This is a genomic window from Desulfovibrio inopinatus DSM 10711, from assembly GCF_000429305.1.
Taxonomy (GTDB): Bacteria; Desulfobacterota; Desulfovibrionia; order Desulfovibrionales; family Desulfovibrionaceae; genus Alteridesulfovibrio; species Alteridesulfovibrio inopinatus.
Genome location: NZ_AUBP01000025.1, coordinates 113135 through 127891 on the forward strand (window position 1 = coordinate 113135; position 14757 = coordinate 127891).

Consider the following 14757-nt stretch of genomic DNA (forward strand, 5'->3'; position numbering starts at 1 on the left):
GATGACTAGAGCGCCTTTTGGCTGATCATTTCCTTAATGCTGCTTTTGGAAACGGCTCCGGTGATTTGTTCAACAACTTCACCATTCTTGAACAAAATAATCGTCGGAATAGCACGAATACCGTATTTGCTCGGGGTGCTGGGATTTTCATCGACGTTCATTTTGCCGATTTTGACTTGCCCAGTATATTCTTGTGTCAACTCGTCGATGACTGGTCCCATAGCACGACACGGACCACACCAGGGGGCCCAGAAGTCGACCAGAACGGGTATATCGCATTTGAGGACTTCGCTTTCAAAAGTGGAGTCAGTAAGTTGAATGGCCATGACTTCTCTCCTTATCAGGTTTTCTTCAATCAAAATATGCAGCATGTAGGCTGCTCCCTCAACAGTACGCCGTATGGTACCCTCGCCACAAGGCGTCATCTCTTCAGGAGACCGCCGTATTTGCGTCCCTGGAAAATTCGCCCATCAAGTTTGTTCCCTTACAATACTTCCTTGCTGTTAAGCAAAGAATAATTTGTTTGCATTCCAGTGAGCAAAGCGTACGGCACGTTCAATTTGGGAAAGACTCCCCTATTGTAATCAAAAAAGTAAAAAAGTCGACAAGGTCATGCAAAATGTTCAGCAAGACATTTTTCGGTGTCGGTGTTCACCCGAATCATATCGTCAGGAATCTTGCCTCCCCGAGCTATTGCGTCAATATTTAACGCATGCTGATATCCAGCGGCATGCCATTTCCATCCCGCATAGGCGATCATGGCGGCATTATCCATACAAAAAGCCGGTCTCGGCACATGAAAAGCAAGGTTATGTTCACGGGCCAATTCGCCCATGGTCTGCCGAATACGACTATTGGCGGCGACACCACCGGCGACAATGATGCTCTGTACTTCCGGGGTCCGCTTGAGTGCACGTTCAACTTTAATGCGCAAGGCATCGGCGATGCTCCACATTAACGAAGAGCAGACCACTTTGAGCTCATGCGGAAACGATTCCAACATGGTGGCGTCTGGCGATGCCGGCATAGACTTCAATCGAAGGTGGGGGTGCTGGTCTATAAAAGTCGATACAGCCGTTTTCAATCCACTGAAACTGAAGTCGAGATTGTCGTTATCAATATAGGGACGTGGAAATAAACTTCTATCAGGCGGCACGTTTTGTCCGAGGATATCGATGAGACGCCCTCCCGGATATGGAAGGTTAAGCGCTTTCGCTGCTTTGTCAAACGCCTCTCCGGCAGCATCATCCAACGTTTTTCCAAGCACGTGGTACTGTAAAGCCGATTCCATAAGTACGGTTTGAGTATGTCCTCCGGAAACGAGAACTCCCAAAGCCGGATAGGTCACGGGCTGCTCAAGTTCAGCTACAAGCAGATGCGCCTGGAGATGATTGATGCCTATCAAAGGGACATCACATGCTAAAGCAACTCCTTTGGCGTATGAAAGTCCAACCAATAAGCTTCCGAGAAGTCCTGGACCGCGAGCGGCAGCCACCACATCAATATCCTGAGGGCTTATCTCGGCATCATCCAAAACACGTTGGTGCAGACGATGAATAAGTCGAAGATGTTCCCGTGAAGCAAGTTCGGGAACAACTCCACCAAACAAACTATGGAGGTCAGCCTGTGACGCGATATGCTCTGCGATGAGGCGGCCGTCCTCAACGAGCGCACAGGCCGTCTCATCGCAAGAAGACTCGAAACCAAGAACAATCAATCTGTCGCCTCTGGGTTGAGGATGTGCATGGTGTCGAGCATATCATCTCGGGAACCAATAAAAAGCGGGACACGCTCATGTAAGGTTTGTGGTTCGATATCCAAAATGCGTTTTTCACCATCAGTTGCCATGCCACCGGCTTGTTCACAAATGAAGGCTAATGGAGCTGCTTCACACAAATATCGCAACTTTCCATGTGGCTTTTTCGGATCAAGTGAATCTTTCGGATAGAAAAAAACGCCACCGGTGAGAAGATTTCGGTGAAAATCTGCGACAAGCGACCCGACATAACGCGCAGAGCACGGTTTACGACGGTGCGGTTGTGGTGTTTTCATCGCCATAATAGCTTGCTGGGTCGGCTCATCCCAATAATTCCAATAGGATTCGTTGACCGAATATACATTCCCTCGTGGAGGTGTCATAATATCAGGGTGAGACAGTAAAAATTCACCAACACCCGGGTCCAGGGTGAATCCATGTACGCCCTTTCCTGTCGTGTACACCATCATGGTCGATGTCCCATACAGAAAATACCCGGCAGCAACCTGCTCACTTCCTTTGCGCAAAACATCGCTTAAATCGGCGCAGGAATGGTCGTTATCATCAGGCCGTCTGTAAATGGAAAAGATGGTACCAACATTAATATTAACATCAATATTAGAGGATCCATCCAACGGATCAACAATGAGAATATAATTTCCTTTGGGAAAAGTTGGGGGAATATCGATAAGGTCGGCATTCTCTTCGGAAGCCATAGCGCACAGCACTCCTGCCCGTTCCATACGGTGAATCAGGATAGAGTTGGCATATTCATCAAGCTTACGAACCTGCTCGCCTTGCACATTGATTTCGCCGGTGAACCCCAGCACATCAACCAATCCAGCCTTGTTGACTTCTCGAGTAATAATTTTGGCTGAAAGAATCAGCTCATTGAGAAGTCTGGTAAATTTACCAGTCGCCATGGGCGACTCTTTTTGATGTAACAGAAGATGTTCCGTGACGGTAATTTGCGGCATGCGCATCCTCCCGGTTATTTTCCTGTTTTATACCATGTGAATAAAAAAATGAGAATAAGAATTGATGCCGGAAAGAGAGGTTTCCAGTAATTGTCACATCTATTCTATTCGCATCCGCTTCAGGGAAAGAAGAATGGAAAAAGAAATGATACGGCCGGTAGAGCGAAACACATCAGTTCCGCCATACCGACCGTAAAAACGATAATCACTGTTCTTCAGTTTGCTCTTCAGGAGCCGCATCGGTTTCAGAGTCCGCGGTATCAAGCGGTTTATCCGCCGGAACAAGATATACGATCTCCAATTGACCGATGAATTTAGCTGCCCACACATACGGAACGCCATTGATGCCAATAGCACCTTGCACGTCTTCATCAAGACGTTGTTCCCATTTCGAATCGACGATAGCTTGAGCTACAGTCTCGTTGTCTCCAGCCCAAAGCACCCCATCCGGATAAATGATAAATAATTGAGACGGGTCGGGAGAAAACGTAGCCAAATTTCGTACGTCAAAATACGCGACAACCGTTCCGCTCCACGTATTATTTTCAAAATACGGCATACCGACAAACAATTCCGTGCTCACTTCGTCACTGGCTACCAGCGCAGCCAGATTCCGTTCTTTAAAGCGTTCCTCAAACTCTGAGAATCCTGCATAGTCAAACGGCTTGAGTGAATAGGAAGCTGTCTGAAAAATAACTTCACCCGATGTGCCAATGATAGCAATACCGGACAACCAAGGGTAACGCTCAAGAAACTCTTGGCACCATGCCGGTTCAGGCAGTTTATCCTGTCCTGAAAGCCCACGCAGCATAAGATCAAGTCGTTGATCAACGGGACCAAAAAGATTGGCAAGCTTCAAAAGTCCCTTGTCTTCTACGCCAGGGTCTTTGTAGTCAATCGTCGGATCGACATCGATGTATTCTTTGTACAGTTTCTTCGTGTCTTTCCATGTGGATTTCATTGTCGAGCATCCAGAAAAGACGAGAAGAGTCACGATGCAGGCGAACAAGAGATAAAAGCGTTTCAATGTTCTTTCCTCATGCTTTCAAAATGGAAGTGAGTGGTTATAGCAGGACAGCGGTTCATGTCTCCTATCGAGCCCTGTCTCGATGGTGCAGGACCACGCGACACAAGAAAACAATTCACGCGATGTCGCTGTATGGACGTTATCATATCCTTATTTGGCTATAAAGAACAAATATCAACAAATTCAAGATGATGAACAAGCTATCCCTGTACGCATAAAGTACACACCCAAAAGAAAAGGGGCACACAGCCCCTTGTCTTAGCGGTCAATACGAACAGAAACGTCCTTTTCAACCCCCAGCACAATTCGAAAACTCAACGCTTCATGCCTCGCTTCGAGCTTCCAACCGGTCTGCAAGCGATTCAAGAACACCAAGCAGCTTTGGCTTTGGAGAAGCAGGCTGTTCAACTTCTTCCGTTTGGGGTTCTTCTTCAAGAGCAAACGCGTCTTCTTCGGGCTGCATGAGGGGCTCTTCTTCGTTTTGAGCGGATAAGGTTGCCTGTTGTTCTGCCAGGACATCAAATGAAGCGGCAAGTCCCGCCCGGCGTCGTAAATCGTCAAGTTTGACAAGTAATGCATCGTGCGCTTTACCATGGGGCATTTTCTCAAGTAATTCTTGGTAAATATCAATAGCCCCTGTCAAATCTCCGTGCTTGGCAAGAAGGTCGGCCATGGTCAGAGTACGAATGCCATGCCCAGCCGATGGATCGGCTTCAAGATCGGGCTCGTCCTCATCATGAGCGTCTTCGTCTTCTTCGACATCGTCATCAGTCGTCATAGCCGTCTGAGGATCTGCTGGCTCCAGAGTTGTCCCCCCACCCCCAGTCAAACGCAAGACCTCATCCATCCCACGTAAAGGCAAGGATTCAGGAGCTGCCGAAGGCTGGTGAGGAACGGGAGCAACATTCACATCGACAGGCCCTTCTTCCTCCTCATCATCCGCTAAAGAAACATCGTCGAGTATTGTCTCTTCCGAGTCCGAAAAAGACATTTCCGAAACGTCAGCCTCTTCCGCCTCGACCAGCGACATATCGTCATGCAATGCTTCTTCCAATGGCATCGTTTCCAGCTCATAGCTGGTTTCCTCTGGTTCATTGGAAGGTTCTTCTTCTCCTTCCGACTCAGTATTCACAGGCATGGAAGAAGACGATTGCGATGTGGTAAGATCTTGTGTGCTTTCCGATAAGATTGACGCCAACCCCTTTTCAAGGATCTCGGACCAGGTAAAATCCTGACCTTGGAAATATGACGCCAAAAACGCCATAGCAAGCGAGGAGTCTTTGGATTGTGCGGCGGTTTTCTTCGCCCAAAGTTGCCATATGGAAGGATATTGCGATAATACTCGGGCAACCAAAGCAAAATTTTCAGAAGCTTCTTCCTCTCTTCCTTGCCTGGAGAGCAATTCGACGAGAAGAAGTTTTGCTTCAAGGTGGTCCGGATGAAATGTGACCCCCTGTTTGAGAACCTGAATTGCTTCATCCAATGCGTCGGTCTCGGTGAGAATTTTGGCCAAAGAGAAAAAAACCCGTGAATGTGGTTCAATGGCCAGAACTTCACGATAGAGTTCAACTTTCGAGATCACGGCCAGCTCTTCCTTGTTCCGTAGTTTCAGACGATTGCGGAAAAATATAAAGAATTTCGTTCTGCTTGAGGTAGTTCATCTTATTCCGCGTCATTTTCTCGATGAATTCCCTATCTGATTTGAGCCAACGAATCTCTTGACTCAAATCAATACATTTGCCGTGTGTTTTTTCCAGTATACTTGTGAGGTCTCTATACTGCTCTTTGAGTTCGAGATAGGTAAAGAGACCATCGTTACCGAGGAAAAAACCATAGAGCAAAAATAGGTTCAAACCGATCAAAGTAAACAGAAGAGCGCGTCGCCACAACATGATGTTACTGAAGAGTATGCGGTTTATGGCGATCAGGCTGAACAAGGGACAGCGGCGTCCGCAATTCCTGCAAAAAATTCTCAGTCGCAGTTTCGATGCGTAAAACGTCCTCCTCATCCAAATTGATCTGATCAAGTTTGGTCAAAAAGGACTTGAGCACCTTGAACTCTTTAATCAGTGCTGAGCCTAAACGTAACCGTTCCAAGTCAGGCTCAAGTTCAAGGATAGTTTGCAGGCAGCTTGTGATGCGCGCCGTAAGATTGATGGTATTCTTTTCGTCCACGTAGGCTTTTCTCCGAAAAGGCGTGCGCGATTCGCGTCATTTATCGTAGCGAGATACGTTTTTTATTTACCTGTATCTGACATTGAACGCAATGACTTTTGCCGTCCTTGACAAGACGGCTGTGAAATCATTGGCAAGGATTGCGCTTGAATTTATGCAGCACGATGCAGATCTTTAAAAAAACGACGCAGATAATTTATACCGGAAAAAATGGTTAAAACCACAGCAATATAGAGAAGTGCCGTTCCCAAGGGGACGAAATCAATCCCTAACAGGGGGTAGTGTAAAATAAGTGGGCATAACGATATCATCTGCATAATCGTTTTCATTTTCCCGTACTTATCGGCGGCGATAACAACACCGACATCGGCGGCAATCGCTCGAAGCCCGGTAACCATGGTTTCTCGACCGACAATGACCACAGCAATCCACGCTTCAACCCAACCCAACCACACTAACATGATCAGAATGGAATTAATAAGAAGCTTGTCTGCCAAAGGGTCGAGGAATTTTCCGAAATTGGTGACGATATTAAAACGTCGCGCAATAATTCCGTCGAAAATATCGGTGATTGAGGCAATGATAAAAAAAATCAATGCCAAAAACGTTGTTGTTTTATTGGGATAATAAAGCAGTACGACAATAATTGGAACGGCGGCAATGCGTGCCAGCGTCAAGTTGTTGGCAATATTGAACATGGCTATCCGAATGCTACTAAGGCGCAACCGAGGTTTCCCTCGGTTGCGGCTGACGTGTATCGGGCAAAAGAAACATTACACGCCGCTAATTGTGGCGTGAGCTTCAAAACTATTGCCGGCAGCGTCGGCGATATTATCCGCCAACGAGAGTAATGCCTGTTTGGCAGGAGAGTCAGCAGGCAAGTCAACGACAGGTTTGCCGACATCTCCGGCAACGACGGTTGCAGGATCAAGCGGGACAGCACCAAGAAACTCAATGCCGTAGACTTTAGCGAGTTCCTCGCCTCCACCCTTCTTGAACAGCTCGATTTCGGCCTGACAATGCGGGCAAATCAGTCCGCTCATGTTTTCCACCAAACCAAGGATGTTGGCCTGAGCATACTGCAGGAAGTTAATAGCTTTACGAACATCGTGCAGCGAGACTTCTTGCGGTGTGGTGACAACAATACACAATGAGTCAGGAATGGTCTTGAGCACCGTCATGTGTTCATCCCCCGTGCCCGGAGGAGAATCAATAACGAGAAAATCAAGTTCGCCCCAATCAACATCGGCAATAAATTGGCGAATGGCCGATGTCTTCATTGGACCACGCCATAGTACCGCTTGATCAGGGTCTTTCAGCAGCGATTCCATGGAGACGACAAACAGGTTTTCACCATATTGCTTCGGCTTAATAAGGCTTCCCCTATCCGACTCCAGCGCCCCTTTGATGCCAAGCATCTTCGGGACACTCGGCCCATGGATATCCACATCCAGGATGCCGACGCGAAATCCTTTGTGTGCCAATGCTGCAGCAAGGTTTACGGCCAAGGAACTCTTGCCCACTCCACCTTTGCCGCTCATGACAAAAAGTTTATAGCGAATTTTGGAAAGCGTCGAAGAAATCAATGCGTCCTGCATGGACTGCTTATCACTTTTTTCTCCAGGTTTCTTCCCGGAACTACATGTTGTCGTCTGACACCCCTCGCATGAAGAGTTTGTCATGACGCTCCTCCTTGAATCAGTTTCAAAATAAAACAGGAATGTATCTCCAGCATATACAAAATTATCCTTGCCAACCGTGGGCGCCAATGAGGTCTACAAACATAACGCCCCCCTTCTCTCGCTTACTGATGCGCCCGCCCTGCTTTCGGATAATGACAAGCCGTTGACTTCGTTTGGTTGAACCGACAGGAATAATAAGCAACCCCGGATCAGCTAACTGTTCGACAAGAGGCACAGGAACTTTGGGACCTCCAGCCGTAACAATGATTCTGTCGTACGGTGCATATTCGGGCCACCCTAGAGTGCCGTCGTCAAATTTGACATGAACCGTTTCAAAACCAAGCCGGTGCAGACGATTGGCTGCTGCTTCATACAGCTGTGGCACACGTTCAACAGTAAACACTTCAGCTCCCATAAGAGCCAAAATGGCTGCCTGATACCCGGAACCCGTCCCAATCTCAAGGATACGCATTCCCGGATCTACTTCCAACGTTTCAGACATGAGAGCCACAATATACGGCTGAGAAATAGTTTGCCCATGTCCAATGGGAACGGGATGATCTTCGTATGCCTGCGGCCAAAGCGCCTCTTCCACAAACTCGTGTCGTGGCGCGGCCCGCATGGCCGCCAGAACAGCAGGGTCACGTACACCCCGAGCTTCAATCTGTTCCCGAACCATGCGCTCTCGACTGCGCTTTGGATCGACTCGCAACGGTCTGGACTCCTTAACGAACACGCTCCAAGCTCTCATAAACTCGTGCGCGGCTGAATTTTCCTGGTCAAAATCAGATTTTACACTACAAGTCAACAAAAGCCCATAGCAACAATCAGCAAGAGTGCGTGAGAAAAAGAATGGGCCTGCTTGACAGCGCCTGGCGTGCAAAGGAGAATACCTTATCTTTAAGTAAGGAGATGTGCATGCTGAAAGTGCGTGAAATCATGGCGACCGATTTATTTACCCTCAAAGAAGACGACAGCCTTTACGATGCCAAACAAGTGATGGAATTGGCCCGTATTCGCCATGTTCCTATTGTTTCCCAAACGAATGAGTTCCGAGGGCTTATTACACATCGAGACATGCTTGCATTGGCCGTGTCCAGTTTCGCAGAGATAGACACCGCCACTCAACACCAACTGGATGTCGGTGTTCCCATTAAGGAAATCATGAAGACGGATGTTCTTACAGTATCAGCCGATCATCCACTCCGGGATGCAGCGCAAATGTTGCTCGAAAATAAGTACGGTTGTCTCCCTGTTGTAGAAAACAATATCCTTGTTGGCATCGTTACGGAGTCGGACTTTTTGCAACTCACCATCAATCTCATGGACGCTCTTGATCCCAGTTAACCCCCCTGGCATATGAAGAATTTCCTTTTTTTCATTGACTTCCAGATTGTGAAAATTTACACTTTTGCATGGTGGTTCTGCAGGCTTGGGATGTTTTTGGAACTCTCACACAACTTATTTTCCCTAATGTTACCCCGTATCAACCGGGCGTCGACAGAGAAGCCTTAAGGAGGAGGATGGATGCGCTCTAAAATCGTTTCCATGGTAGTTTTCGGCATGCTGCTTTCGCTTGTCTTTGCGACCGCGGGCATCACCGAGGACTCCCCCAAATTCAGCGACAATATCGTTCCCGATACGCTGATGTGTTTTCCCTTGAAACTGACCTTCAAACGACCTGAAGAGACGCACAAAACCAAATTTGCCGCTGTGAAATTTTCTCATGGCGACCATGGCGATGTTAGCTGTGCATCGTGCCATCACATGTGGGATGGTGAAAGCGAAATCATGTCGTGCGCCTCTGAAGGCTGTCACGATACGTTTGGCGATCGCCACGACACGCAATCGTATTTCCAAGCTTTCCATAACAGACATGCCGAATACAGCTGCCTGGGTTGCCACACAGCCTATAACAAAAAGCTCAAGGCCGAAGGCAAAGACCAGCTCCAGATTTCCAGCTGTGTCAACAATATCTGTCATAAGAGCGAAGGCTAAAAAGTTTCTCGCCGACAAAAAAGCCCTCGCCGATTGGCGAGGGCTTTTTTGTCGGTCACATCTTCACTCGAAAACATTTTATTCAACAGTCACAATATTAAAGGCATCTCCCGTAATGCAGACCGCACTGGTCGACGTCACTTCAAACGTATTTTCCACTCCGACCATTCCAACTCCTGCAATACCCATTTTGGGCTCCAAGGCAATGGTCATCCGCTCTTCGACTGGTTCATCAAAACCACGAGCAATCACGGGATATCCATCAATGGATAAACCAATCCCATGTCCAAGGAACGGAACCTTGTTTTTCCCCAACCCCATAAATCCTTCGGACATCCCGGCTTTTTCTACAAGCTGAAGAACATCAGCGTACACCGCAGAAGGCACTCCCCCGGCTTTCAACTTGGAGGACGCAAAATTTTGTACTTCAATGCACACGTCATGCGCTTTCTGTATGTCGTCAGGGACCTTCTTTCCGGCATAGTACACTTGAGTTTTGTCGGTATGGTAGCCTTCAAGGATAAATCCGACATCAATAGTGAGTGGCTCGCCCTTCTGCCAAACCTTCCCGGCATAGCCCATAAACGGTATCGCCGGATGTTCGCCGCGCAACCCTACTGGTCCATTGAATACACTCGGATAGTTAGCGGAATCGCCAGCTGAAATATGCCCCAGAAAGATTTCTTCTCCATCATTTTCCATACGCATGATGCCTTGGTGACCAAGCTCGAAGAACACATTCCATACAGCAATGGAAATCTCGCGTTCCGTCATCCCCGGCTGAATGCGCTCAGGGAGAATGTCATGAAGGCCTTTGTGATGCCTGGCGCCGGTTAATCGTATTTTCTCCAGTTCCCAAGGCGATTTGACAGCTTTTGTGACTGCCAAGCTCATATCCCCGGACAAGAACGACGTCCCTTTAAGTTTTGCCGTCAACAGATTTCCCAAGCTCCAGGGAAGACCGTTCATTGCTGCAGCGACAATCGGTGTCAGTGGGCTACCTGCTTCAGCAAGGATGTCTTTCAGTTGAGAATATGAACGAAATTCATAAATGTGCTGAAGAGGAGATTCGAGTTGAGCTCGTCCAATACCTTTGCGTACAAGGAGTACGGGATCGCCTTCAAGCGGCAACCACATGACACCGGATGCTAAGCAGCCCGACAAATAATAGATGTTGGGCCGAGAGAAAACCAACATCCCTCCGGCATCAGGACACAACCGTTTCAATTCGTGCCGCAGCCGGGTATGGCGTGATTCGACCTCCGCTTTGGGCAGCACTTCCAAAGACTCAAACATGCAACTTCTCCTTTTTCATATACATTCTGATGCAAAAAACATTGTTCGCTCAAAAGGAACACAAGACCGTGTCTCTTTTCTTTCCTTTTGAAACAAATACGCGTAGAGCACCGCCTTTGCACAAGCAAAGGCAATTCTCAATGAATACAACAAAAATACCACTTCTTGCGATCCTGTCGCTTCTCACGGCTATGACGTTATGGGGAAGCTCCTTTATTGCCATGAAAATCGCCATGCAGGAGCTTGGTCCTTTAAGCGTCGTGTTCGGTCGTATGGCGCTGGCTACAGTCTGCTTTGCACTTATTGCACCCAAATTGGTCAAGACAATTCGTTATCAGTCTGGAGACTGGAAGCCTTTGCTTTTCATGGCCTTTTGCGAGCCATGCCTCTATTTTGTTTTTGAATCGCATGCATTGAAATATACCCAGGCCTCCGAAGCCGGCATGGTCACCGCGCTGTTGCCACTCATGGTTACGGGTGTCGCTCGGGTACTTTTCAAAGAAAACCTGTCCATGACTGGTTTCGCAGGACTCCTGGTTTCAGTCCTCGGGGTCATTCTTATGAGCGCATTTAGCGAAGTGCGAGAAAACGCACCGAATCCACTTCTGGGCAATACGCTGGAATTTCTCGCTATGATCTGTGCAGCGGGATATATTATCTCATTAAAGTGGTTGACGAGCCGTTATTCTCCGCTTTTTCTCACTGCGGTTCAGTCAGCCGTCGGCGCGGTCTTCTTCCTCCCTGCATTGTTGATCGAACCCTTGCCCGAAAGCGTCTCCTTCTCATCTATGGCAGCGGTCGTCTATCTCGGTCTCGTCGTTTCTATTGTCGCTTACGGGTGTAATAACTACGGTGTCAGTCAAATTCCCGCGTCCCAAGCTTCAATTTTTATCAACCTTATTCCGGTCGTAACGCTCATCATCGCAGCCGTCGTACTGGGAGAAAGCCTCGGCCCCCTGCAAATGCTCGGGGGCGGGATGGTTTTTGCCGGTGTTTTTCTGAGCAATATACGAAGACGAGCACGCACCCCGTCAACACTTTAGGAAGAGACAACGTCCCCATCGTCCTCGCGCAACGAATAATCCATATTTCGACGTTTCGGAGTAAAGCCAGCCGAAAGGACAAGTTTACGTAACGTCTTTTCCGGCAAGCGGAAATGCACACCGGCGGCGGCCACGACATTTTCTTCAATCATGGTTGACCCGAAGTCGTTGGCTCCAAAAAACAACGCCAATTGTCCGATCATCGGTCCTTGCGTCACCCACGAGGCCTGAATATTGTCTATATTATCAAGGTAGAGGCGTGAAAGAGCGAGAAACTTGAGGTATTCGCTGGACGAAGTCTCTTTAGCTTCCAATGCCGTATTTCCCGGCTGAAAGGTCCAGGGAATAAAAGCGGTAAATCCACCAGTTTTATCTTGAAGAGATCGAATGCGTTCAAGGTGTTCGATACGCTCTTCCAACGTCTCAGCATGGCCAAACATCATAGTAGCCGTAGTACGCAAACCCTGATTATGCGCCTCTTCCATGACGGCAAGCCAATCATCCGTATTGCATTTGTTCGGTGAGACGGCCGTTCTAACCCTATCAACAAGGATTTCAGCCCCTCCTCCAGGAATGGAATCAAGTCCAGCTTGCTTCAACGCTGCAATGACTTCATGAAGAGGGAGCCCTGATTTGGAGACAAAATACTGCACTTCGGGCGGAGAGAATCCATGAATTGCGACACTGGGAAAATCTCGTTTGAGAAATTCGAGCATATCGATATAATACCCCAATGCAAGATCGGGATTCATCCCTCCTTGCAAAAGGATTTGGTACCCACCGAGCTCTACGGTTTCACGAATTTTTTCGGCCAGTTGCGCGAAAGACAAAACAAAGCTTTGCGCATCTTCGGGAGCTTTGTAGAACGCACAGAATTTACACCCGCAGTCACACGCGTTTGTGTAATTAATATTACGGTCAACAATATAGGTGACCACAGCGTCTTTGTGGATGCGCATACGCACTGCGTGGGCCATGCGGCCCAAAGTGAAGACATCAGTTTCGGCAAAGAGCGCCCGAGCGCGCTCCGGACTGAGACGATTCGAATTCATGGTTGACATGTCCCTTTTGGACGTTTGATGAAAATGGAATCGATACACTGTTTCCGTGTAAACGAAAAGGCGGATAGAGATGCTCTATTCAGAGATGACCGTTCGCGACATCTTGACCCTTCCCAAAACCGTCGCAATCATCGGTGCAAAAGATAAAGCCGGCCAACCCGTTGATATGGTTGGACGCTACCTTATCTCAGCAGGATTTCGTGTCCTCCCAGTCCACCCTGTTCGAAAAGGCGTATGGGGACTGACGACATATACACATTTAGCTGAAATTAAAGAACCTATCGATATCGTTAATGTCTTTCGAGCCGCAGCCTATTGCCCGGACCATGCCCGTGAAGTGCTCGATTTACCGACGCTCCCGCAATGCTTTTGGATGCAATCAGGAATCCGAAGTGCCGATGCCGAAGGCGTATTTGCAGGCACAAAGGTTCATGTCATCGAAGACCGTTGTATCATGGTTGAACACCGCCGACTCTTGGCGTAAGAGGCCTCATGTCGAATTCCAAGAATGCCTTTACCTGCAATCGTTGTGGACACTGCTGCCATGGAGAAGGCGGCATTATCATGGCGGAACACGATCAACTCCGATTGGCTCAGCACCTTGACCTGTCGGTGGAAACCTTGATCGAACGCTATGGAGAACATCAAAACAACAAAATTCGCCTTATTACTGCCGATGACGGTTACTGTGTTTTTTTTAGCAGTGAAGCGGGATGTTCGATCCATCCTGCAAGACCCGATATTTGTCGAGCATGGCCTTTTTTCCGAGGCAATATGATTGATGACCTCAGTTGGAGACTGGCCATGGATTATTGTCCCGGCATTAACCCTGATGTAACGCATGAAGACTTCGTCAATGCGGGGCGAGCCTATCTCACCGAACATGGATTATATGCGTCGGAGTCAGATTCCCAAGCCAACGCTTTACGTAACCCAGATACCAATTCGGACGAAAAGCAATGAGACTGGATGAGGCCTACCGTATTCTCAACGTCGCTCCGGGGGCTTCTGCGGAAGAAGTAAAAAAGGCATTCCGCGGCATGGCATTCAAACTTCATCCGGATTTGAATCCCGATGATCCTTTGTCAAAAAGCCGTTTTCAACGCCTGAATGAAGCCTATCTTCTGCTTAAAGACCATGTGGGCACCGCATCGGACAGAACCTCCGGATCGACGTTCAAAGCCAAAGCCAGAACCGGCAGTCAAACTCGGACGTCTGCGAACACGTCTTCAGCTCGTCAAAAAGCCGAAGCCCGATATAGGAAGGCAGCCGGTGCAACATCAGGCCAGCAGGGATTTTATTTTAAACGGGAAGAAGTGTTGCGTGACATTCTTCAAGATCCCTTTGCTCGAAAGGTGTTTGAAGACATCTATCGACAAGTTGACAATACGGTTAAGTCGAAAAAAGCTCCTCCCAAAACAGGAAGGAATAAAGAACTGAGTCTCAGCTTTGGAGACAAGAAGGTTTCTTTTGACCTCAGCCACGGTCTTTTCGGTGGCATCAAATCATTTCTCGCGAAACAACTTGATGATGAACAAACGGTGGTTCTTCCTCCTGCAAGTTTACTCCCCGGAGCGAAGATTCGAGTTGGTATTAAACATGGCTTCGCCGGAGGCCGGAAAACAATTGAAGTCACATTACCTCGTGATTTTACCGTCAATAAGCCGCTCCGCCTCAAGGGCATGGGCCGCCGTCTTGGTCCACTGCGGGGCGACTTGTATCTCCGTATCAAAATAAAATAA

At 48.1% G+C, this 14757-nt stretch carries 18 protein-coding genes; 6 read left to right on the top strand and 12 right to left on the bottom strand.

Annotation, left to right across the window (positions count from 1 at the left end):
* Nucleotides 1-5: 5 nt before the first annotated feature.
* The 10 genes from trxA to G451_RS0115165 form a co-directional block, all read right to left on the bottom strand.
* Complete coding sequence (trxA, locus tag G451_RS0115120; RefSeq protein WP_027184922.1) at nucleotides 6-326, bottom strand: thioredoxin; 321 nt, start codon at nucleotides 324-326, stop codon at nucleotides 6-8.
* A 284-nt stretch (nucleotides 327-610) separates the two neighbouring features.
* Nucleotides 611-1717 carry a tRNA (adenosine(37)-N6)-threonylcarbamoyltransferase complex transferase subunit TsaD gene (tsaD, locus tag G451_RS0115125; protein ID WP_027184923.1) on the bottom strand — a complete coding sequence of 369 codons (1107 nt, stop codon included), beginning with the start codon at nucleotides 1715-1717 and terminating at the stop codon, nucleotides 611-613.
* Entirely contained in the window at nucleotides 1714-2733 is a 1020-nt protein-coding gene (fbp, locus tag G451_RS0115130; RefSeq protein ID WP_027184924.1) for a class 1 fructose-bisphosphatase, read from the bottom strand. Before fbp ends, tsaD begins: the two co-directional genes overlap by 4 nt.
* A 205-nt stretch (nucleotides 2734-2938) precedes the next feature.
* On the bottom strand, nucleotides 2939-3694 hold the full coding sequence (locus G451_RS29690; protein WP_156921666.1) for a hypothetical protein: 756 nt from the start codon (nucleotides 3692-3694) through the stop codon (nucleotides 2939-2941).
* A gap of 388 nt (nucleotides 3695-4082) precedes the next feature.
* Nucleotides 4083-5342, bottom strand: coding sequence for a tetratricopeptide repeat protein (locus tag G451_RS0115140; protein ID WP_027184925.1), 1260 nt, complete (start codon nucleotides 5340-5342; stop codon nucleotides 4083-4085).
* Complete coding sequence (locus tag G451_RS0115145; RefSeq protein WP_027184926.1) at nucleotides 5326-5652, bottom strand: FtsB family cell division protein; 327 nt, start codon at nucleotides 5650-5652, stop codon at nucleotides 5326-5328. Before G451_RS0115145 ends, G451_RS0115140 begins: the two co-directional genes overlap by 17 nt.
* A gap of 4 nt (nucleotides 5653-5656) precedes the next feature.
* Nucleotides 5657-5935 (bottom strand): hypothetical protein, encoded by a 279-nt coding sequence (locus G451_RS0115150; RefSeq protein WP_027184927.1) that lies wholly within the window; start codon nucleotides 5933-5935, stop codon nucleotides 5657-5659.
* 152 nt (nucleotides 5936-6087) lie between these two features.
* Entirely contained in the window at nucleotides 6088-6633 is a 546-nt protein-coding gene (gene pgsA, locus G451_RS0115155; protein ID WP_027184928.1) for a CDP-diacylglycerol--glycerol-3-phosphate 3-phosphatidyltransferase, read from the bottom strand.
* 75 nt (nucleotides 6634-6708) lie between these two features.
* Nucleotides 6709-7617: a P-loop NTPase gene (locus tag G451_RS0115160; protein ID WP_027184929.1), complete on the bottom strand. Its 909-nt coding sequence runs from the start codon at nucleotides 7615-7617 to the stop codon at nucleotides 6709-6711.
* 61 nt (nucleotides 7618-7678) lie between these two features.
* Entirely contained in the window at nucleotides 7679-8296 is a 618-nt protein-coding gene (locus G451_RS0115165; protein WP_425387505.1) for a protein-L-isoaspartate(D-aspartate) O-methyltransferase, read from the bottom strand.
* A 239-nt stretch (nucleotides 8297-8535) separates the two neighbouring features.
* Here G451_RS0115165 and G451_RS0115170 point away from each other — a divergent pair, with 239 nt between their 5' ends.
* The gene (locus G451_RS0115170) at nucleotides 8536-8964 is read left to right on the top strand and encodes a CBS domain-containing protein (protein WP_027184931.1); all 429 of its coding nucleotides are present in this window, start codon (nucleotides 8536-8538) and stop codon (nucleotides 8962-8964) included.
* A 180-nt stretch (nucleotides 8965-9144) separates the two neighbouring features.
* Complete coding sequence (locus G451_RS0115175; RefSeq protein WP_027184932.1) at nucleotides 9145-9615, top strand: cytochrome c3 family protein; 471 nt, start codon at nucleotides 9145-9147, stop codon at nucleotides 9613-9615.
* 78 nt (nucleotides 9616-9693) lie between these two features.
* On the opposite strand, the gene G451_RS0115185 is transcribed toward G451_RS0115175, so the two are convergent.
* Nucleotides 9694-10911 (bottom strand): M24 family metallopeptidase, encoded by a 1218-nt coding sequence (locus tag G451_RS0115185; protein ID WP_027184933.1) that lies wholly within the window; start codon nucleotides 10909-10911, stop codon nucleotides 9694-9696.
* A 140-nt stretch (nucleotides 10912-11051) separates the two neighbouring features.
* Here G451_RS0115185 and G451_RS0115195 point away from each other — a divergent pair, with 140 nt between their 5' ends.
* Nucleotides 11052-11954, top strand: coding sequence for a DMT family transporter (locus G451_RS0115195; RefSeq protein WP_027184934.1), 903 nt, complete (start codon nucleotides 11052-11054; stop codon nucleotides 11952-11954).
* Here G451_RS0115195 and mqnC read toward each other — a convergent pair.
* Nucleotides 11951-13015: a cyclic dehypoxanthinyl futalosine synthase gene (gene mqnC, locus G451_RS0115200; RefSeq protein ID WP_027184935.1), complete on the bottom strand. Its 1065-nt coding sequence runs from the start codon at nucleotides 13013-13015 to the stop codon at nucleotides 11951-11953. The two genes, G451_RS0115195 and mqnC, sit on opposite strands and share 4 nt — an antisense overlap.
* A gap of 70 nt (nucleotides 13016-13085) precedes the next feature.
* Here mqnC and G451_RS0115205 point away from each other — a divergent pair, with 70 nt between their 5' ends.
* From G451_RS0115205 to G451_RS0115215, 3 genes are read left to right on the top strand one after another with little or no spacing between them, the layout of a single operon-like run.
* Nucleotides 13086-13499, top strand: coding sequence for a CoA-binding protein (locus G451_RS0115205; protein ID WP_027184936.1), 414 nt, complete (start codon nucleotides 13086-13088; stop codon nucleotides 13497-13499).
* 8 nt (nucleotides 13500-13507) lie between these two features.
* Nucleotides 13508-13978, top strand: a complete 471-nt coding sequence (locus G451_RS0115210; RefSeq protein WP_027184937.1) for a YkgJ family cysteine cluster protein — start codon at nucleotides 13508-13510, stop codon at nucleotides 13976-13978.
* Nucleotides 13975-14757 carry a J domain-containing protein gene (locus G451_RS0115215; protein WP_027184938.1) on the top strand — a complete coding sequence of 261 codons (783 nt, stop codon included), beginning with the start codon at nucleotides 13975-13977 and terminating at the stop codon, nucleotides 14755-14757. The genes G451_RS0115210 and G451_RS0115215 overlap by 4 nt, the downstream gene beginning before the upstream one ends.

What these genes read in the sequence shown, in the direction of transcription:
- G451_RS0115145 (WP_027184926.1), bottom strand. Translation starts at nt 5,652, where the DNA reads ATGTTGTGGCGACGCGCTCTTCTGTTTACTTTGATCGGTTTGAACCTA.
- G451_RS29690 (WP_156921666.1), bottom strand. Translation starts at nt 3,694, where the DNA reads ATGAAATCCACATGGAAAGACACGAAGAAACTGTACAAAGAATACATC.
- G451_RS0115185 (WP_027184933.1), bottom strand. Translation starts at nt 10,911, where the DNA reads ATGTTTGAGTCTTTGGAAGTGCTGCCCAAAGCGGAGGTCGAATCACGC.
- G451_RS0115160 (WP_027184929.1), bottom strand. Translation starts at nt 7,617, where the DNA reads ATGACAAACTCTTCATGCGAGGGGTGTCAGACGACAACATGTAGTTCC.
- pgsA (WP_027184928.1), bottom strand. Translation starts at nt 6,633, where the DNA reads ATGTTCAATATTGCCAACAACTTGACGCTGGCACGCATTGCCGCCGTT.
- G451_RS0115210 (WP_027184937.1), top strand. Translation starts at nt 13,508, where the DNA reads ATGTCGAATTCCAAGAATGCCTTTACCTGCAATCGTTGTGGACACTGC.
- G451_RS0115195 (WP_027184934.1), top strand. Translation starts at nt 11,052, where the DNA reads ATGAATACAACAAAAATACCACTTCTTGCGATCCTGTCGCTTCTCACG.
- G451_RS0115205 (WP_027184936.1), top strand. Translation starts at nt 13,086, where the DNA reads ATGCTCTATTCAGAGATGACCGTTCGCGACATCTTGACCCTTCCCAAA.
- G451_RS0115175 (WP_027184932.1), top strand. Translation starts at nt 9,145, where the DNA reads ATGCGCTCTAAAATCGTTTCCATGGTAGTTTTCGGCATGCTGCTTTCG.
- G451_RS0115170 (WP_027184931.1), top strand. Translation starts at nt 8,536, where the DNA reads ATGCTGAAAGTGCGTGAAATCATGGCGACCGATTTATTTACCCTCAAA.
- trxA (WP_027184922.1), bottom strand. Translation starts at nt 326, where the DNA reads ATGGCCATTCAACTTACTGACTCCACTTTTGAAAGCGAAGTCCTCAAA.
- mqnC (WP_027184935.1), bottom strand. Translation starts at nt 13,015, where the DNA reads ATGTCAACCATGAATTCGAATCGTCTCAGTCCGGAGCGCGCTCGGGCG.
- G451_RS0115215 (WP_027184938.1), top strand. Translation starts at nt 13,975, where the DNA reads ATGAGACTGGATGAGGCCTACCGTATTCTCAACGTCGCTCCGGGGGCT.
- fbp (WP_027184924.1), bottom strand. Translation starts at nt 2,733, where the DNA reads ATGCCGCAAATTACCGTCACGGAACATCTTCTGTTACATCAAAAAGAG.
- G451_RS0115165 (WP_425387505.1), bottom strand. Translation starts at nt 8,296, where the DNA reads ATGGTTCGGGAACAGATTGAAGCTCGGGGTGTACGTGACCCTGCTGTT.